The 17,823-nt window shown below is 65.0% G+C and carries 18 protein-coding genes; 7 read left to right on the forward strand and 11 right to left on the reverse strand.

The genetic code is table 11. The features are described 5' to 3' along the window. Nucleotides 1-7 precede the first annotated feature (7 nt). Together BB28_RS02635 and BB28_RS02640 are read right to left on the reverse strand one after the other, a co-directional pair. Nucleotides 8-463: an MmpS family transport accessory protein gene (locus BB28_RS02635; protein WP_046252414.1), complete on the reverse strand. Its 456-nt coding sequence runs from the start codon at nt 461-463 to the stop codon at nt 8-10. 76 nt (nt 464-539) lie between these two features. Beyond that, a complete protein-coding gene (locus BB28_RS02640) occupies nt 540-1,253 on the reverse strand; it encodes a copper chaperone PCu(A)C domain-containing protein (protein ID WP_046255472.1) in 714 nt (237 codons plus the stop codon). A gap of 379 nt (nt 1,254-1,632) precedes the next feature. Here BB28_RS02640 and BB28_RS02645 point away from each other — a divergent pair, with 379 nt between their 5' ends. The 6 genes from BB28_RS02645 (at nt 1,633) to BB28_RS02670 (ending at nt 6,720) form a co-directional block, all read left to right on the forward strand. Continuing rightward, nucleotides 1,633-2,121, forward strand: coding sequence for a CarD family transcriptional regulator (locus BB28_RS02645; protein ID WP_005064991.1), 489 nt, complete (start codon nt 1,633-1,635; stop codon nt 2,119-2,121). Further along, the gene (gene ispD / locus BB28_RS02650; protein WP_081252193.1) at nt 2,069-2,785 is read left to right on the forward strand and encodes a 2-C-methyl-D-erythritol 4-phosphate cytidylyltransferase; all 717 of its coding nucleotides are present in this window, start codon (nt 2,069-2,071) and stop codon (nt 2,783-2,785) included. The genes BB28_RS02645 and ispD overlap by 53 nt, the downstream gene beginning before the upstream one ends. Beyond that, the gene (gene ispF / locus BB28_RS02655) at nt 2,782-3,258 is read left to right on the forward strand and encodes a 2-C-methyl-D-erythritol 2,4-cyclodiphosphate synthase (protein WP_030095787.1); all 477 of its coding nucleotides are present in this window, start codon (nt 2,782-2,784) and stop codon (nt 3,256-3,258) included. The genes ispD and ispF overlap by 4 nt, the downstream gene beginning before the upstream one ends. 11 nt (nt 3,259-3,269) lie before the next feature. Further along, entirely contained in the window at nt 3,270-4,679 is a 1,410-nt protein-coding gene (gene cysS / locus BB28_RS02660; RefSeq protein ID WP_046252416.1) for a cysteine--tRNA ligase, read from the forward strand. Nucleotides 4,680-4,681: 2 nt separating this feature from the next. Beyond that, nucleotides 4,682-5,629, forward strand: coding sequence for a 23S rRNA (guanosine(2251)-2'-O)-methyltransferase RlmB (rlmB, locus tag BB28_RS02665; RefSeq protein WP_046252417.1), 948 nt, complete (start codon nt 4,682-4,684; stop codon nt 5,627-5,629). A gap of 92 nt (nt 5,630-5,721) precedes the next feature. Continuing rightward, on the forward strand, nt 5,722-6,720 hold the full coding sequence (locus tag BB28_RS02670; protein WP_046252418.1) for a glycerophosphodiester phosphodiesterase family protein: 999 nt from the start codon (nt 5,722-5,724) through the stop codon (nt 6,718-6,720). Here the strand turns inward: BB28_RS02670 and BB28_RS02675 are convergent. The 8 genes from BB28_RS02675 to kstR form a co-directional block, all read right to left on the reverse strand. Then, the gene (locus tag BB28_RS02675) at nt 6,717-7,433 is read right to left on the reverse strand and encodes a LamB/YcsF family protein (protein WP_046252419.1); all 717 of its coding nucleotides are present in this window, start codon (nt 7,431-7,433) and stop codon (nt 6,717-6,719) included. The two genes, BB28_RS02670 and BB28_RS02675, sit on opposite strands and share 4 nt — an antisense overlap. A gap of 18 nt (nt 7,434-7,451) precedes the next feature. Then, nucleotides 7,452-8,282 (reverse strand): metal ABC transporter permease, encoded by an 831-nt coding sequence (locus tag BB28_RS02680; RefSeq protein ID WP_046252420.1) that lies wholly within the window; start codon nt 8,280-8,282, stop codon nt 7,452-7,454. Next, nucleotides 8,275-9,060: a metal ABC transporter ATP-binding protein gene (locus BB28_RS02685; protein WP_046252421.1), complete on the reverse strand. Its 786-nt coding sequence runs from the start codon at nt 9,058-9,060 to the stop codon at nt 8,275-8,277. Before BB28_RS02685 ends, BB28_RS02680 begins: the two co-directional genes overlap by 8 nt. Before the next feature lie 7 nt (nt 9,061-9,067). After that, complete coding sequence (locus BB28_RS02690) at nt 9,068-9,946, reverse strand: metal ABC transporter solute-binding protein, Zn/Mn family (protein ID WP_046252422.1); 879 nt, start codon at nt 9,944-9,946, stop codon at nt 9,068-9,070. Between the two features lie 73 nt (nt 9,947-10,019). Next, nucleotides 10,020-10,814, reverse strand: a complete 795-nt coding sequence (locus BB28_RS02695; RefSeq protein WP_046252423.1) for an SDR family NAD(P)-dependent oxidoreductase — start codon at nt 10,812-10,814, stop codon at nt 10,020-10,022. Continuing rightward, the gene (locus BB28_RS02700) at nt 10,811-11,815 is read right to left on the reverse strand and encodes an SDR family NAD(P)-dependent oxidoreductase (RefSeq protein ID WP_046252424.1); all 1,005 of its coding nucleotides are present in this window, start codon (nt 11,813-11,815) and stop codon (nt 10,811-10,813) included. Before BB28_RS02700 ends, BB28_RS02695 begins: the two co-directional genes overlap by 4 nt. A 47-nt stretch (nt 11,816-11,862) precedes the next feature. Continuing rightward, a complete protein-coding gene (gene otsB, locus BB28_RS02705; RefSeq protein ID WP_046255473.1) occupies nt 11,863-14,394 on the reverse strand; it encodes a trehalose-phosphatase in 2,532 nt (843 codons plus the stop codon). A 60-nt stretch (nt 14,395-14,454) separates the two neighbouring features. Further along, on the reverse strand, nt 14,455-15,132 hold the full coding sequence (kstR, locus tag BB28_RS02710; RefSeq protein WP_046252425.1) for a cholesterol catabolism transcriptional regulator KstR: 678 nt from the start codon (nt 15,130-15,132) through the stop codon (nt 14,455-14,457). Between the two features lie 207 nt (nt 15,133-15,339). On the opposite strand from kstR, the gene BB28_RS02715 reads away from it, so the two are divergent. Continuing rightward, nucleotides 15,340-17,457, forward strand: coding sequence for an acyl-CoA dehydrogenase family protein (locus BB28_RS02715; protein ID WP_046252426.1), 2,118 nt, complete (start codon nt 15,340-15,342; stop codon nt 17,455-17,457). Here BB28_RS02715 and BB28_RS02720 read toward each other — a convergent pair. Next, complete coding sequence (locus BB28_RS02720; protein ID WP_046255474.1) at nt 17,437-17,733, reverse strand: hypothetical protein; 297 nt, start codon at nt 17,731-17,733, stop codon at nt 17,437-17,439. The genes BB28_RS02715 and BB28_RS02720 overlap by 21 nt on opposite strands. Between the last annotated feature and the right edge of the window lie 90 nt (nt 17,734-17,823).

Raw genomic sequence — 17,823 nt, forward strand, 5'->3', positions numbered from 1 at the left:
GCGGGCGTCACTGATCGCGGCTGCATGGGTCGCCGGGCACCTTGCTCAAGATGCCCACGATGGAGCCTGAGTTTCCGCGCTGGCAATGCTCGCGGGGCACGCCGTCGGTGGCGTAGCTGCAGGTGGCCAGCTCCACGCGATCATCCTCGTCGACCACCTGCCCGTCGATGAGGATCTGGCAGAAGATGCGCGGACCGTCCCCGGTGTTGTACCCGGTGACATTAATCAGGGGGTGCTTGGTGTCATCGGTCCAGGTGATGTCCTTACCCCATGGCAACTGCGGATTCATCGCACCATGCCGGGAACCATCCGCTTCGTTGTAGCCAATAGTTGCCGCGACCAGCGGGCCGTACTCCGCCCAGACTCGGTAGGTCACCGTTTTGGGCGCTGCGTGTGCGGCAGGAGCGGTCAACGCCGCGCCCATCGTGGCCACCGCCGCCATGCAGGTGAAGAGCCGTTTCATGGGCGCAAGCTAGCACGAAAAAAGCGAGGGCCCGAGACGGCAGATCGCCGTTCCGGGCCCTCGCTGTGCGACTGTGTTAGTGTCCGCCGCCCTCGTGGCCTTCCTCATTGGCGGTGTGCTGGCGAGGTGCACTCGGACCGGCGTCGATCGGCACCGCGACGGTGACCTCTCCGGCCTTCTCGAAGGTGAAGGTGAATCGGTACGTGAGGCCGTCGGCCAAATCCTTGGTCAGCTGTAGCTGAGCCTTGCCGTGCTTGATCGTCGGATCAGAGGCGGCCTGCGGCTTGGGCTCTGGTGCCTTGACCTCCGTCGTGGCGACTCCGGGCTCGGTGGAGACGGTGGCCCCATGCTCCCCGTTGCTGCCTTCTGCGCCGGCGGCCTCGGGCCCCTTGGCCTCGGATGCGGGCTCCTGGCCTTCGGCGGCCCCGACGAACAGGCGGCCGGTCGCCGGGATCTCGCTGTCGCCGCTCAAGGTCACCTTGCCGATGTCGTCCGGAGAGGAAACCGCGGTGAGCTTGTCGTTGACATCCGCTGATTCATTCGTGATGACCAGAACCAGCTCGGCCTTCTGCCCGGCACGCTGCTTCACCGGGTCCGAGGTGCCGACGAGGTGGATGTTGCGCAACGCCAGCTTGCCGAGGTTGGCACTGCCGCCGTTGATCGCCGACGACTGGTTCGCTGTCTGCGAGATCTGCCCCGAGCCGCAGCCGGTGAGGGCAGTCGCGAGAACTGCGGCGCCAAGAAGTGTCGTCACGCGAGCGGTGCTGCGCTGGGACCGAGTGCGAAACACAGGCATCTCCCTGATTCGAAAGCGGCTCCGGATAGTCCGAAATCCACCTGCGGCCGATATGTCCTATAGACAGTAGTAGGTGCCTCGCGACGACGAAAACAGCGGGGCACTCGGGACGAGTCGCTCACGTGAAGACGGTCCAGATCAGTCCGGATCCGGTGTCCCAGGCGGGCATCGGGGAACCGATGTGACCTGGATTACCGCTTGTGAGGGCTGGTTTATGGGTCGACGGGCGCTGCCGCCGAGGGGCGCTGGATGCACGAAAACGTCACCATGTCAACCCCGAGGGTTCACCTGCAGTGCCCCTGACCTGCACCGTTGGTGCACACGTCGAGATACCCCGTGATAGAATTGGGTATCGAAAGGGGCACGAAACAAGATGATATTTAAGGTCGGAGACACCGTTGTGTATCCACATCACGGTGCAGCGCTGATCGAAGCGATCGAGACCCGAACCATCAAAGGCGAGCAGAAAGAGTATCTCGTCCTGAAGGTTGCCCAGGGCGATTTGACTGTTCGTGTGCCTGCAGAGAATGCCGAGTACGTCGGCGTCCGTGACGTGGTGGGCCGCGAGGGTCTGGACACGGTCTTCCAGGTGCTGCGTGCACCGCACACCGAAGAGCCGACCAACTGGTCCCGTCGATTCAAGGCCAACCAGGAGAAGCTGGCTTCCGGCGACGTAAAGAAGGTCGCCGAGGTCGTGCGTGACCTGTGGCGCCGCGAGCAGGAGCGTGGCCTGTCCGCAGGCGAGAAGCGCATGCTGGCCAAGGCTCGTCAGATCTTGGTCGGCGAGCTGGCGCTTGCCGAGAACACCAATGCCGCCAAGGCCGACACCATTCTCGACGAGGTGCTCGCAGCTGCCTCGTAGGACGGCGGCGATAGTCCCAGCCGCCGGTCTCGGTGTGCGGCTGGGTGCAGACATTCCGAAAGCCTTCGTCACTGTCGGCGGCCGGACAATGCTCGAACGTTGCGTCGATGCTCTGTTGTCTTCCGGGGCCGTCGACGAGGTAGTCGTCGTAGTCGGCGCCGAGCAGATGGAAAAGGCTGCGGCCCTGTTGGGCCCGACGGCCACACTTGTGCCGGGTGGTGCAGAACGTACTGATTCCGTACGTGCCGGCCTGGCCGCAGTGAATGCGGCCGACTGGATTCTTGTTCACGATGCAGCGCGTCCGTTGACCCCTCCGGACATGATCGCCCGCATCGTGGCGGAGCTGAAAGGCGGCCGTCGCGCGGTTATCCCGGCGATAGCCGTCGCAGACACCATCAAATCGGTCAATGCGGCCGGCGATGTGAGCGGCACACCCGACCGGGCCGGCCTGCGTGCCGTGCAGACACCGCAGGGGTTCGCCGCCGACCTGCTGAGGCGCGCGTACGCGGCCGCGGGGGATATCGCCACCGACGATGCCGCACTCGTCGAGCAGATGGGCGAAAGCGTGCACGTCGTGGACGGTGACCGGCTGGCCTTCAAGATCACCACGGCGCTGGACATGACGCTGGCGGAGGCGATTCTGAGCAGGGAGGTAGCTCGATGAGCGCATTGCCCCGGGTGGGCATCGGCACCGATGTACACCCGATAGAGGCGGGCAAGCAATGCTGGTTGCTGGGGCTTTTGTTCCCCGATGCGGATGGCTGCGAGGGGCATTCGGATGGTGACGTCGCCGCCCACGCTTTGTGCGATGCTCTGCTTTCGGCGGCCGGACTGGGCGATGTGGGTGCGGTGTTCGGAACCGGTCAGCCCGAATGGTCGGGGGTCAGCGGGGCGAAGATGCTGACGCACGTGCGGGAGCTGCTGCACGACAGCGGTTTCCAGATCGGTAACGCCGCAGTTCAGGTCATCGGGAATCGCCCGAAGATCGGGCCGCGCCGGGCCGAGGCCCAGGAGCTACTGTCCGGCCTCCTCGGAGCACCGGTTTCGGTTTCGGCGACCACGACCGACGGGCTGGGTCTGACCGGACGCGGCGAGGGCTTGGCCGCGGTGGCAACGGCGCTCGTCACAGCGCTGTAAGCTCGCTGGTCGTGACCGGTCACGCTCCGCTTCGGCTGTACGACACCCGTGTGGGTGCCGTGCGTGACTTCGTGCCTTTGCAGCCCGGGTCCGTCTCCATCTACCTGTGCGGGGCAACCGTGCAGGGTCTGCCCCATATTGGGCACGTCCGCAGCGGCGTCGCGTTCGATGTGCTGCGTCGCTGGCTCACCGCCCGCGCCTATGACGTCCTGTTCGTTCGCAATGTCACCGATATCGACGACAAGATCTTGAACAAGGCGGCCGATGCCGGCAGGCCATGGTGGGAGTGGGCGGCCACCTATGAGCGCGCTTTCGACGAGGCCTACGACGCGCTCGGAGTGCTGCCTCCCTCGGTCTCCCCACGTGCGACGGGCCATATCACCCAGATGGTCGAGCTGATCGAGCGACTCATCGACACCGGGCACGCCTACGCCAGTGGCGGCGACGTCTACTTCGATGTGCTGAGCTATCCGGAGTACGGGCAACTGTCCGGGCACAAGATCGACGACGTGCACCAGGGCGAGGGTGTTGCGACCGGGAAGCGTGACCCGCGGGACTTCACCCTGTGGAAGGGTGCAAAGCCCGGTGAGCCGTCGTGGCCGACTCCGTGGGGACCCGGTCGGCCCGGCTGGCACACCGAATGCGTGGCGATGTGCGAGTCATACCTGGGCCCGGAGTTCGACATTCACGCGGGCGGCATGGATCTGATCTTCCCGCATCACGAGAACGAGATTGCGCAGAGCCGCGCTGCCGGCGACGGATTCGCACGCTACTGGCTGCACAACGGCTGGGTCACCATGGGTGGCGAGAAGATGAGCAAGTCGTTGGGCAATGTGTTGTCTATTCCGGCTGTGCTGCAACGAGTTCGGGCTGTCGAGCTGCGCTACTACCTCGGTAGCGCGCACTACCGCTCCATGCTCGAATACTCCGAGACCGCGCTCGCGGACGCGGTCAAGGCTTACTGCGGTATCGAAGACTTCCTGCATCGCGTGCGGATCCGGGTCGGGGACGTGCCGGTTGGTACCTGGACCCCTGGCTTCGCCGCGGCTCTGGATGACGACCTGTCGGTGCCGATCGCGCTGGCAGAGGTGCATTCCACGCGCGCGGACGGAAACCGGGCACTGGATGCCGGTGACCATGAGGGCGCCCTATCGGCGGCGTCGAGCGTTCGCGCCATGATGTCGATCCTCGGTTGTGACCCGCTCAATGAGCGCTGGGAGACGCGTGACGAGACGTCCGCCGCATTGAATGCCGTCGACGTGCTGGTGACGGCCGAGCTAGAGCGGCGGGGAACTGCTCGGGCAGAGAAGGATTGGGCACTCGCAGACGAGATCCGGGACCGGCTCAAGCGGGCGGGCCTGGAGATCACCGACACCGCAGACGGCCCTCAGTGGTCCCTTACGAGTAGTGACGAAGAGTAGCGATGGCAGGAAATTCTCAGCGCCGCGGCGCGATACGTAAGCCCGGCACCAAGAAGGGGCCCACCGTCGGCTCTGGCGGTGTACGCCGACGCGGCCTGGAGGGCAAGGGCGCAACACCTCCGGCCGAACAGCGGACGAAGCATCCAGCTGCCAAACGTGCTGCTGTTCAACGGAAGATCACCGATGCCAAGCAGCGTCGACTGAAGCAGGGCGACGAGTCCGAGATGGTGCTGGGACGCAACCCGGTGCTCGAATGCCTGCGCACGGGTGTGCCGGCAACGGCGTTGTATGTGGCCGTCGGTGCCGACAACGACGAGCGACTTACCGAATCCGTGTCGCTGGCCGCCGATGCCGGTATCGCGATCCTGGAAGTGCCGCGGCCCGACCTGGACCGCATGAGCACCAACGGGTTGCATCAGGGGCTTGCCCTGCAGGTCCCTCCGTATCGATACGCCCATCCCGACGATCTGCTGGCCCGCGCGCGTGCGGAGGCGCAGCCCGCACTATTGGTGGCACTGGACAACATCTCCGACCCGCGCAACCTGGGCGCCATCGTGCGCTCCGTGGCCGCCTTCGGCGGGCACGGCGTCGTCATTCCACAGCGGCGAAGTGCATCGGTCACCGCTGTTGCGTGGCGTACCAGTGCTGGTGCGGCGGCGCGCCTTCCGGTCGCGCGCGCCACGAATCTGACACGCACACTGAAGGATTGGCAGGACAAGGGTCTCACCATTGTCGGACTTGACGCCGGCGGAGATACCGAGCTCGATGACCTCGACGGCGCGGGCGATATCGCCGTGGTCGTTGGATCAGAGGGCAAGGGTCTGTCTCAGCTGGTCCGTAAGACCTGCGATGCGGTGGTGTCGATCCCCATGGCCGGGCCGGTCGAATCGTTGAACGCGTCGGTGGCCGCCGGTGTGGTGCTCGCGGAGATCGCGCGTCAGCGGCGCTGATTGCTGCGCGCCGCGAAGGCATCTGTGTACGGAAGATGGCTGTTTGGTGTACGTCAGTGCCTTCCCGGTGAGAGTGACATAGCCTCATCGCCATGAAGCGCTTGGCTGCCGTTCTCGCAGTTACCCTGGCACTGACATCCTGCGGCGATAAGGACGCGGCGTCTTTTGACCTGCAGGCGCACCGGGGCGGGCGCGGTGAAACCACCGAAGAATCATTGCGCGCCTTCGCGAAAGCACTTGAACTCGGGGTGAGCACTCTCGAGCTCGACATCGTCATCTCCAAGGACCACAAACCCATGGTCTGGCACGATCCGGTGATCGATTCCGCGAAATGCTCCGATACGGTCCCGGTGACACCGGGTGACCCGCAGTTCCCCTATGTCGGAAAGCTGGTGAAAGACCTGACTTCCGATCAGCTGCGTAGCCTGGACTGCGGCAAGCTGCTCAAGGATTTTCCACAGGCAGAGGTGGTAAAGAACGACAGGATTGCTTTGCTACCAGAGGTTTTCGCCCTCGCGGATTCCTACCATGCCGATGTGCGGTACAACATCGAGACGAAGGTTGAGGCCGCCGAGCCTCAGAAATCGGCCGAACCGCAGGTGTTTGTCGACGTCATCCTCGGGGCCATTCGGTCAGCGGGCAAGGTCGACAAAGTCGAAATTCAGAGCTTCGACTGGCGCACGCTGCCGATGACGAAGCGGGCCGAACCGGCGATCCCACTTGTCGCGCTCTGGGACGAGACCACCTGGTATCCAGGCTCGCCCTGGCTCGGTGGAGTCGATCCTGCGGTCGTCAAGGATCCGATTGACGGGGCCAAGCAGATAGGCGCAACCATCTTGTCACCGGGATACACCGTGCCCTATGGAGGCAAGGTGGGCGATCCGGGCTTCACCCTGGTCGCCGACAAGAAGTTCATCGAGAAGGCACACGCTTTGGGGCTGAAGGTCATTCCGTGGACCATCAACGACGCCGAGACCATGAAGGCGCAGATCGACGCCGGCGCCGACGGGATAATCAGCGACTACCCGACGACCCTACGGAAGGCGTTGGCAGAGAAGGGCTTGGCACTGCCGCCGGCCTATCACCGCTAAACGAACGGGGCCAGCTCGATTCCGTTGGCTGTCAGCGCCGCTCGCACGGCCCGTGCGAGCGGCACGGCATCCGGGGAATCGCCGTGTACGCATATCGATTCGGCGGTTTTGCTCAGGGCGGGAATGCGCGCCGCGACCGCAGCGGGGTCGTGCAGCACCGCCCCCGGTTCGCTGCGCGGTACCAGGGTGCCGTCCTCTCGGTAGGCCCGGTCGGCGAAGGCCTCGGTCACCACGCGCAATCCCAATTCGCGCGCACGGTCGCCGAACGCGCTGCGCGGCAGTGTCAGCACGGGAAAGTCGGGGTTCACGTCGCGCACCGCACGCGCAACCGCGTCCGCTTGCACCTCATGATGAACAATTGTGTTGTACAGCGCGCCATGCGGTTTCACATAAGTCACGGACGACCCGACCGTGCGGGCCAATGCATCCAGTGCGCCGATCTGGTACACCACGTCGGCATAGAGGTCATCTGCGGCGATATCGATGAACCGGCGGCCAAATCCCGCCAGATCGCGGTAACCCACCTGCGCGCCGATGCGGATACCGCGAGCGGCAGCGGCGCGGCAGGTGCGATGCAATGTCGCAGGATCGCCCGCGTGGAAGCCGCAGGCGAGGTTTGCACTGGTGACCACATCGAGCATGGCCTCGTCGTCGCCCAGGTGCCAGGCACCGAAACCTTCACCCAGGTCGGCATTCAGGTCGATGCGCGTCACCGTGCGAGCCTAGCCCGCTCAGGCCTGCCGATACCGTCCGATGACCCGGCAGAGCAGGTAGATCGATACCGCGATCATGGTGACAAAGACTGAGATCGGCACGCCTGGCGCCAACGACAGCACGATGCCACCGATCGCGGCGATCTCGGCGAAGAGGATCGACAGGCCGATGGCGCGCGCCGGGGACGAGGTGATGCGAGCGGCGGCTGCCGCGGGTGTGATGAGCAGCGACATCACCAGCAGCGCGCCGACGATCTGCACACCCTGTGCCGCGGTGAGGCCGACGAGGGCTGCGAACACGATCCCCAAGGTGCGAACCGGGACGCCGCGCGCCTCGGCCACATCGGGGTCGACGGTCGCGAAAAGCATCGGCCGATAGGTGACGGCCAGCACGACGCCGACCACGAGGCTCACGACGACGAGCATCAGCAGCCCGCTGTATCCCACGCCGACGATCTGTCCGGTCAGAAGTGCGAAGTTGGTGCCGGTGCGGCCCGGGTACAGATGGATGAAAAGCACCGCCAGCCCCAGCCCGAAGGCCATGACGACACCGATTGACGAGTCGCGGTCCTTGGTTCGCTGCCCGAGGATCCCGAAAAGGATTGCCGCGACCACGCTCCCGAGGAGTGCGCCGGTCCCGACGTTGGCACCGGCCAGCAGCGCTGCCGCGGCACCGGTCAGTGACAACTCGCTCGAGCCGTGGACGGCGAAAGACATCTGGCGCATGATCACGAACGGGCCGATGAGTCCCGCCAGCAATCCCAGCAGAGCGGCCGCGAGGATCGCCTGCTGCACGAAGTCGCGGCCGAGTAGATCGGCGGTGAGTGAGAGATTGAAGAAGTTACTCATGGGCGTGCTCGGCACACTCTGTCGTGAGCTGCTGGTTTTCGCCCACCACCACGTACTGATCACGCACCTTCACCACGTCGATCTGCGCGCGGTACAGCCGCGACAACGTCTCCGTCGTCATCACCTCGTCGACGGAGCCGATCTGGAAGCGTCCGTCCACCAGGTACAGGATTCGGTCGACATACGGCACGATCGGATTGATCTCATGCGTCACGAACAGCACCGCCGTTTGTGCGCTCCTGCGCCGTTTGTCGATCAGGGCGCAAATCTGTTGTGCACTGGCCGGATCCAGGTTCAGCAGCGGCTCGTCGCAGAGCAGTAGTGCGGGATCGCCCGCCAGTGCCTGCGCGATGCGTACCCGCTGTAGCTCACCTCCGGACAGCGACGAGACCGCCTTGGTGGCCAGATGGGTCGCGTCGACCTGATCCAGGGCGAATTTGATCGCCTCGCGATGGCGCACACGACGTGCGCCGCTGAACGCTGCCAAACCCCAACGGTGCCCATCGATTCCAAGGCCGACAAGATCCTCTGCGCGCAGAATCAGCGCGTTGTCGGCGAGCCGGTGCTGGGGTACGTACCCGAGGTCGCCGGTGACACTCATGGTGCCTCGGGTGAGTGGCACCTGACCCAGCAGCAGGCGCAGCAGCGAGGTCTTACCGGAACCGTTGGGGCCCAATACCGCGATGAACTCACCGGGTTCGACCGTGAGATCCAGATCCTGCCACAGGGTGCGTCCGCCGCGATTGAGCGATGCATTGCAGAGCGTCGCGGTACTCATTCGGTCATTATCTCAGGGCGGTCGCGAGCTGCTCGGTGGTGCGTCGCTGCCAGGTGATGTAGTCGGTGCCGTCCGGCAGGGTTTCGGTCACCGTCACCACCGGGACGCCATGGGATTCGGCGGCTTGCTTGAGCTGGTTGGTGACCGGTCCGGCCGTTTGGGAGTTGAAGAGCAGTGCCGCAACCTGTTTGGTGTTAATCAGGTCCAACGCGGTGGCGACATCCGCGGGGGAGGGGTCCTGGCCTTGCTCGGCGGCTTCGGCGAAGTCGTGGGGTGTGCGGTCAACTAGTTCGCAATGAGAGACCAAGTGACTGGCCACCGGCTCGGTTGCGAGGATTCCCTTGCCATGGTCTTTCTCGGCGATGCCATGCTGCAGATCCGAGATGGAGTCAAGCTGCTGCCCAAATGTTTTGGCATTCGCTCGGTAGGTATCGGCATCGTCCGGGTCTGCCTTGGCAAGTTCGTCTGCAACCTGATCGGCCACCTTTTTGGCGGTGCTCAGGCTGTAAAACACATGCTCATTCTTGTCGGCGGAGTCCGCGGGCAGAAGCTGGTAGGCGTTGACCCGGGGCTGGCCGTCCTTGAGCAGCTTGTCGATGAACGGGTCGTAGCCGTCGCCGTTGTACACCACCAGGGTGGCGTCCTGGACCTGCGCCGCCGCCGCGGGCGTTACCTCGAAGGAATGCGGGTCGGTGTTGGCGCCGCTGACCAATGCGCTCACCGTGGCGTGGTCACCGGCAACGGCCTTGGCCACTGAGGCCCAGGCGTCCGTGGAGGCCACCACAGTGGGTTCACCGGACCGTTGGGCGGCTTGGCCGCAGCCGGAGAGTGCGAGCGTTCCTACGGTCGTAACCGCCAAAGCCAACCCAGCGACGCGAGCGTGCACAGCAGACCTCCAGCTCTCCAATAATGAAAACGGTTTTCATTATGGGGGATGGGTGATGAGAGTGCAAAACGTGTCAGCGTTCGCTGAGCTTGGTGACCACACGCAGCGCCGGTAGCAGCAGCGATCGTGGCGTATATCGGCCGGCAACGGTCATCGCCTGGGGTACCGCTCCCGGGACAACGCTGCGCGCGCCCTGCTGCATGCCCTTGATCGCCGCCGCGGCGACCTGCTTCGCAGAGACCTGTACACCCGGCACGCTGAACCGCTCGGCACTCGCGATCTCGGCCCACTCCGTGGGGACAGGTCCCGGGCACAGCACCGTGCAGGACACGCCGCTGCCCCGCAGCTCCTCATGCACGGCCTCGGAGAAGGACTGCACATAGGCCTTGGTCGCCGCATAGGTCGCCATGTACGGAATCGGCTGGAACGCGGCGACCGAGGCGATGTTCAGCACGGCCCCGGCCCTCCGATCGACCATGCCTGCCACTGCGGCATGGGTCAGCTCGACCAGCGTGATGACGTTGACCTCGATCTCCTCGCGCTCGCGATCCAACGGCAACTCATGAAAGACCCCGCTGGTGCCGAATCCCGCGGAATTGCACAATCCTGCAACGCGATTGCCGGCAATCCACTCACGCAGCTCGGCGCGGCCCGGCTCGGTGCCGAGATCTAGTGCCTGCACCTCGACTTGGATGTGGTGGCGTGCCGTCAGGATGTCGGCGAGCTTGTCCATCCTGTCCTTGCGGCGCGCCACCAGGGTTAACGAGTATCCGCGCTTGGCCAGCCCATACGCCAGCTCGGTGCCTATCCCCGAGGACGCCCCGGTGATGACGACGGGGCCGGCGGCCTCCGGCTTGGGCAGGCTCACCAGTGCACCCCGGGTGTGGCGTCGATGAATATCTGCTGCCCGCTGTCCACTTCTTCGGGCTTGAGGTTCTTGACCCCCTTGGCGGCGTCGGAATCCGGGAACATCTTGTACCCCTGATTGCGCACCGCATCCATGATTTCCGGGGTGAGTGAATCTGCGAACGAGGCGATCCGGCCGAATGCCGAAGCCACCCGTCGTGGCCGCTCGATGATCGCCTTGGCGATCACCTCACCCGCCTCGTCCGGGGTCAGGGCCGGGAACTTCTGGTACAGCGTTGTCGGCGCGATCATCGGGGTCCGCACCAATGGCATGTGAATGGTGGTGAAGCGCAGGCCCTCATCGGACGTCTCGGCCTGGAACGCGTCGGAGACCGTGTCCAAGGCCGCCTTCGACGCGATGTACGCACCGAATCGTGGCACCTTTGTCTGCACCCCGATGGACGAGATGTTGATGACGTGGCCGAACTTGCGTTCACGCATGCCCGGCATGAAGCCGAGGATGAGATGCAGGGGCGCAAAGTAATTCAGTTGCATGGTGCGCTCGAAATCGTGTGGCCGGTCGTAGGACAGGGCCAGCGAGCGCCGGATCGATCGGCCGGCGTTGTTGATCAGAATGTCCACTCTGCCGTGGTCGGCAAGCACCTCTTTCACCATCCGATCGATGGCGTCCATATCGGACAGATCGCACGGGAACACGTGGGCGGTGCCGCCGACACCACGAACCTGCGCGGCGGTCTCCTGCAATTTGTCCTCGGAGCGGGCGACCAGCAGCACCGTTCCGCCGGCCTCGCCGATCTGTAGCGCCGCGGCCTGACCGATGCCGGACGAGCCGCCGGTGATCATGACGATCTTGTTGCGGACCGACGAGCGCAGACTTCGGCTCGGTGTTACGAGCTTGGCGATGGCGTGCGGTGTGAGCTGTCCGGTCGGCGTTGTCAGGGCCTTGTTGACCTTGCCAAACTGCTGCGACGCCAGAGAGCTGAGACGTTGCATGGGGTTCATGGCTGAACGCTATGCCCGCGCCGCCGGTGGCGCGGCGAAATGGCCGGTTAGGAAAGTAGGGCGGCGCAGCGCAGCAGCCCGATGTGGCTGTACGCCTGCGGGTGATTGCCCAGCGAGCGTTCGGCCACCGGGTCGTACTCCTCGGACAACAGGCCGGTGGGGCCGGTGGCCTTGACCAACTGGTCGAACAGCAGCTCGGCCTGCGATCGCGCACCGATGAGCAGATAGGCCTCGACGAGCCAGGCGGCACATAGGTGGAATCCGCCCTCTCCGCCGGGCAGGCCGTCATCACGGTGGTATCGGTAAACCGTTGCACCACTGCGTAACTCGGCTTCAGTGGCGATTACTGTCGCGGTGAACCGGGGGTCGGTGGGCTCGATCAGGCCAGACAGTCCGATGTACAGGGTGGCAGCATCCAGATCTGTGCCGTCATAGGCGGCCGTGAAGGACTTGACCGAGTCGTTCCACCCCTTCTCGATGACCTCGGCGGCGATCTCGTCACGTAGTCCGGCCCAGCCCGCGGGAGTCTCGCGCTGGAACTCTTCGGCGAGTTTCACCGCGCGGTCCACGGTCACCCAGCACATCACCTTGGAGTAGACGTGGTGCCGCGGATTGCCGCGGATCTCCCAGATTCCGTGGTCGGGTTCGTACCACCGGCGTTCGACGGCAAGAACCATGTCGGATACCAGGTTCCAGTCGGCATCGGTCAGCGGTTCGGCGTGCCCGAGACGCTTACGGGCGTGAGTCAGATCGTGGATCAGTTCCACCACTGGTCCGAAGACGTCCAGCTGTACTTGTGAATTGGCGGCGTTGCCGACGCGGACCGGGCGCGAGCCCGCGTATCCGGGCAGCGAGTCGATCACCGCCTCGGGTGGCAGCACCGTTCCGGACAAGGTGTACAGCGGGTGCAGACGATCCGGGCCGGGCAGGTGCTCCAGTACTCGGTGCAGCCAGCCCAGCAGGCCCTCGGCCTCGCCCAGCGATCCCAACGCCACCAGTGCCGATGCGGTCATCGAGGCGTCACGCAGCCAGCAGTACCGATAATCCCAGTTGCGAATGCCGCCAATGTCTTCCGGCAATGACGTGGTGGCGGCCGCAAGGATCGCGCCGGATTCTGCGTGCACCAGGCCGCGCAGCGTCAGGGCCGAGCGCTTCATCAGTCCGGGCTTGCGCTCGGGGAGGGTCAGGGTCTGCGCCCAGTCGCGCCAATACGACTCGGCGCGGCGCCGCAGCTCAGGCTCGGGAACAGGGTTATGCCCTAAATCCTCGGTACCGCAGCGCAATTCGAGAGCAATCGGCCGGTTGGAGCGGCTGATCGTCGCGGTGGCGGTCTGTTCGTCGGCGGAGATGCTCCAGGTGACGCCGGGGGCGCGCAGCACAATCGGATCGTTGGTGCCCAGCACCCGCAGACCGCCCTCGTCGGCCACCAGCTGCACGGGTGCCTGACCGAACTCGGGGCGCGGGGCGAACGTGACCACCGCATCGGCCTCGCCGGTGACAACCCTGATCAGATCGGTACGTCCGGGAATCTCATCGTGAGCCAGGTAGTCGGTGACCTGCAGACTGGCCCAACGTGTTTCAACAGTCATGGTGCTGTCGATGTACTTCTGGCCGAGTGGCAGCGCCGACCGTGCGGGGCCAATGGTGAAATGCCCGGCCTCATCCCCACCGAGGAGATGGGCGAAGACTGCTGCCGAGTCGGGTTCCGGGTGACACATCCAGGTGCTGTCACCGGTGGGAGTTACCAGCGCGAGCGTGCGCGAATTGGCGAGCATGGTGAGACGCTCGATGGGGGTGGCGTGACCGCCGAGCAGCCAGGTGCGACGTTCCTCAAGCAGGAAAGCCAGTGCGGTGCCCACCGATTCGGTGTCCGGAATGCGGTATCCGGCCAGTGTTTCTCCGTCGCCTACCTTGACGCCCACGTCGGGGCCATGTAGCCGCTTGAACGCCTTCTCGTCGGTGACGTCGTCGCCGAAGAACACCGCGGCCGTCGCGCCTTCCTGATGGCGCAAGATGTCGAGAGCCTGTCCCTTGTCGGTGGGTATAACCGCAAATTCGAGAACCTTCTTGCCCTCGGTGACCTGCGCGCCCCACCCGTTGGCCACGGTAAGTGCTTGGGACAGCGCGGCATCGCCGTCCGCCTCGGAGGCATTGCGCACGTGCAGTGCGACGCTCGCCGGTTTCAGCTCGATGGCCACCCCGGCGTATTCGGCGGCGATGGCCGACAGCTTGTTGGCAATGGTCTTCAACAGCGCCTTGGCGTCTCCATCGATGGCGTGCACGAATCCGGCATCGAACTCCGATCCGTGGCTACCGACCAGATGTACCTCGGAGGGCAGCCGCGACAGGGTCGCCAGGTCGCGCAGTGCGCGCCCGGAGATCAGCGCCGACGTTGTTGACGGCAGCCCCGCCAACGCCCGTAACGCCGTGGTCGACTCGGGGTGTGGGCGTGCGTCATCGGGGTTGTTGACCAGCGGGGCGATGGTTCCGTCGTAGTCGGAGGCCACCAACAGCCGAGGAGTACGGGCGACTTCGGAAAGAGCCCGGCGCAGTTCGACAGGCAGATCTTGGGCACTCACCACGGGTCCCGAGTCTACGTCCGCTACCTACAGCGGGCTGGCTAGGCCAAGCGTTGCTGCTCAGGTAATGCCAAGCAGCAATCTGACGGTGCGATCGAGACGGTGGCTCACGTCGGTCGCCGACGCCCGACGTGTCAGCCAGGCAATCATGTTGGAGGTCCAGACATCCGAGATGACGCGGGCGATGTGGAACTGTGCGTCGGACGGGTCGTCGTCACCGGCCATCGCGCGGGCGAAAATTCCGTCCATCAGGCGGCCCACGTGATCAACCTCACCGGCGGCGGAAGCGTCCGCGAAGACCAACGCGCGGGTCATCGCCTCGGTAAGGAGGGGGTTGCGCTGCATGTTGCGATTCAGCCGGGTGATGGCCGTGTGCAGGCGTTCGTACGCGGTGCTGCCGCTGACGGTATTGCGATCCGATCTGGCGTCGATCTGCTCGAACTCGCGCTCCAGCGCGGACACGAGCAGATGCACCTTGGACGGGAAGTACCGATACAGCGTGCCCACGGCGACGTCTGCCCGTTCGGCGACGGTACGCATCTGCACCGCTTCGTAACCGCCCTTGGACGCGATGGCCAAGGTGGCATCCAGGATGCGCTTGCGGCGCTCGCGCTGCGCGGTGGAACCGAGATCGTCATCGGACAGTGCTGAGACAGCGGCAGGCTGATTCGCGGCGTCGGTGTCACCGTTATCCGACTGCACGGCTTCCGATGCGTGAGATGTCCGAGGCGTTGCCATGGCGTCTGTACTCCCTGTGCTCAATCCCGTATGTCCACGGGACGGTTTCAGCGCACGACTATACGGATGACCGTCGGTCGTTTCAGGTCTCCCTGGCCCTCCGGTAGTGCTCTGTACAGCCTGAATGCGTTCCTACTACACTGAACCCAATCACGATATTAGAACACGTTCTAGTCTTGTGTACCCGAATCAAGCCGAGGAGAATCTGTGTCGTCCGATGTCCAGGAAGCCGCCCGGGACGCGGTCCGTCAGTGGGCCAAGAGCGCGGCTGTCATCGAGTCGGTCCGCAAGATGGAATCCGACCCCCACGGGTGGGGCCCGGCCTATGCCGGGCTGGCTGAGCTGGGAATATTCGGCGTCGCGGTGCCCGAGGCCGCGGGCGGCTCGGGGGCCGGATTCGACGACATGATCGTGATGGTCGACGAGGCCGCGGCGTCCTTGGTGCCGGGGCCGGTTGCCACCAGTGCGTTGGCTGCTGTGGTGCTCGCGGCCGACGGGCCGGCCGAATTGGTGGCGGCGCTGACCTCCGGGGAGCGCACGTCGGGCCTGGCCCTCACCGGGAGCCTGACCGTCGCCGACGGGCTGGCATCGGGCGTGTTGCCCGCGGTGCTGGGCGGCACCGTCGACGGAGTGCTGCTTGCTCCGGGGCCCGATGGCTGGGTATTGGTCGACTGCGCGGGTGCAGGTGTCACGGTGGACGTCAAGAAGGCGACCGATTTCTCGCGCCCCTGGGCCGCGATCACCCTGAACGGCGCCGCGGCGCATCCGGTGAGTCTGCCGAAGGCCGTGGTCGCCGATCTGGTGACGGTGACCCTCGCGGCCGAGGCGGTAGGTGTGGCGCGCTGGGCGCTTCAGACCGCCGTCGAGTACGCCAAGGTGCGCGAGCAGTTCGGTAAGCAGATCGGCAGCTTTCAGGCCATCAAACACATGTGTGCGGAAATGTTGTGCCGGGTCGAGCAGGCAGATGTCGCAGTCTGGGATGCCGCCGGATGCGCGCAGGATGCGGTGGTCGATAGTGTTGATTTCCAGCAGCTTTCGCTTGCCGCTGCGGTCGCGGCGGCGGTGGCGGTCGATGCCGCGGTGGTCAACACCAAGGATTGCATTCAGATTCTTGGCGGCATCGGGTTTACCTGGGAGCATGACGCGCACCTGTACCTGCGGCGCGCCTACTCACTGCAGTCCTTCCTGGGTAAGCCGGCGGTATGGCGGCGTAAGGCCGCCGCGTTGACGCTCGGGGGAACTCGCCGCTCCCTCACCATCGACCTCGGCGAGGTGGAGACCCAGCGGGCTCAGGTCGCTGCCACTGCTGCGGAAATCGCTTCGGCGCCAAAGGATGAACACCAGGTTCGGCTGGCCGAGACGGGTTTCCTGGCCCCGCATTGGCCCGCGCCCTACGGGCTGGGCGCCGGGGCCGCGCAGCAGCTGCTCATCGATCAGGAGCTGCATGCCGCGGGAGTCACCCGCCCCGACCTCGTGATCGGTTGGTGGGCGGCTCCAACCATTCTTGAGCACGGAACTCCGGGGCAGATAGCGCAATTCGTGGCTCCGACACTGCGCGGTGAGATCGAATGGTGCCAGCTTTTCTCCGAGCCCGGTGCCGGCAGTGATCTTGCGGCGTTGCGCACCAAGGCAACCCGGGTCGACGGTGGATGGAAGCTCGACGGACAGAAGGTCTGGAACTCTAAGGCGCAGATCGCGGACTGGGCGATCTGCCTGGCGCGCACCAATCCCGATGTCCCCAAGCACAAGGGCATCACGTATTTCCTGTTGGACATGAAGACCCCGGGGATCACCGTGCGGCCGCTACGCGAGATCACCGGTGAGGAGATGTTCAACGAGGTCTTCCTGGACGGTGTCATCGTTCCGGACGAGAACGTGGTCGGCTCGGTCGACGACGGATGGCGCCTGGCCCGCACCACACTGGCCAACGAGCGGGTGGCGATGGCCGGCGGCGGCACGCTCGACGAGGCCATGGAGTCGCTGCTGACGCTCATCGGAGACACAGCATTAGATGGGGCACAACTGGATACGCTCGGAGTATTCGTGTGCTCGGCGCAAACGGGCGCGCTGCTGGATCTGCGTACCGCGCTGCGCGCAATCGGTGGTCAGGATCCGGGTGCGGCCTCGAGTGTGCGCAAGCTCGTCGGCGTGCGGCATCGTCAGGGGCTCTCGGAGCACATCCTCGACTACGTGGACTCTCATGGTGCGGTGGAGTCACACGAGGTGTGGCTGTTCATGCGAGACCGGTGTCTGTCGATTGCCGGGGGCACCACGCAGATCCTGCTCAGCGTGGCAGGGGAGCGGCTACTCGGTCTGCCGCGTTGACATCCGGCGGTCAGCTCGGGTGTGCATGCGGTGTTGGGTGCTGCGCGGGAGAGCGCCCGGACTGTAGAGGCCACGGCCGCGTCGACGAACTCGGTCGAGCTTGACATCGGTGCGCAGTGCATCCGAGATCATCTTTGATGGTCGGCCATCTACGTCAAAACCTATGTCCGCCAACATGGTGACCATCTCGGATACCGTGGTGAGCCCGTGGCGATGGATATGCAGGACGAGCAGGTAACGCAAATCGGTGCGCAGCGACCGGGCCCGAGCGTTCATGCTCAGCACCATGCCACGGTGCGCCGACATTGTCGGACTGGCGTCTTAACCAACACACGTCTGATGCCCGCGTTTATGCGACAACTACCG

This window comes from Mycobacteroides chelonae CCUG 47445 (assembly GCF_001632805.1).
Lineage (GTDB): Bacteria > Actinomycetota > Actinomycetes > Mycobacteriales > Mycobacteriaceae > Mycobacterium > Mycobacterium chelonae.

What these genes read in the sequence shown, in the direction of transcription:
- BB28_RS02635 (WP_046252414.1), bottom strand. Translation starts at nt 463, where the DNA reads ATGAAACGGCTCTTCACCTGCATGGCGGCGGTGGCCACGATGGGCGCG.
- BB28_RS02645 (WP_005064991.1), top strand. Translation starts at nt 1,633, where the DNA reads ATGATATTTAAGGTCGGAGACACCGTTGTGTATCCACATCACGGTGCA.
- ispD (WP_081252193.1), top strand. Translation starts at nt 2,069, where the DNA reads ATGCCGCCAAGGCCGACACCATTCTCGACGAGGTGCTCGCAGCTGCCT.
- ispF (WP_030095787.1), top strand. Translation starts at nt 2,782, where the DNA reads ATGAGCGCATTGCCCCGGGTGGGCATCGGCACCGATGTACACCCGATA.
- rlmB (WP_046252417.1), top strand. Translation starts at nt 4,682, where the DNA reads ATGGCAGGAAATTCTCAGCGCCGCGGCGCGATACGTAAGCCCGGCACC.
- BB28_RS02670 (WP_046252418.1), top strand. Translation starts at nt 5,722, where the DNA reads ATGAAGCGCTTGGCTGCCGTTCTCGCAGTTACCCTGGCACTGACATCC.
- BB28_RS02680 (WP_046252420.1), bottom strand. Translation starts at nt 8,282, where the DNA reads ATGAGTAACTTCTTCAATCTCTCACTCACCGCCGATCTACTCGGCCGC.
- BB28_RS02685 (WP_046252421.1), bottom strand. Translation starts at nt 9,060, where the DNA reads ATGAGTACCGCGACGCTCTGCAATGCATCGCTCAATCGCGGCGGACGC.
- BB28_RS02700 (WP_046252424.1), bottom strand. Translation starts at nt 11,815, where the DNA reads ATGAACCCCATGCAACGTCTCAGCTCTCTGGCGTCGCAGCAGTTTGGC.
- kstR (WP_046252425.1), bottom strand. Translation starts at nt 15,132, where the DNA reads ATGGCAACGCCTCGGACATCTCACGCATCGGAAGCCGTGCAGTCGGAT.
- BB28_RS02720 (WP_046255474.1), bottom strand. Translation starts at nt 17,733, where the DNA reads ATGAACGCTCGGGCCCGGTCGCTGCGCACCGATTTGCGTTACCTGCTC.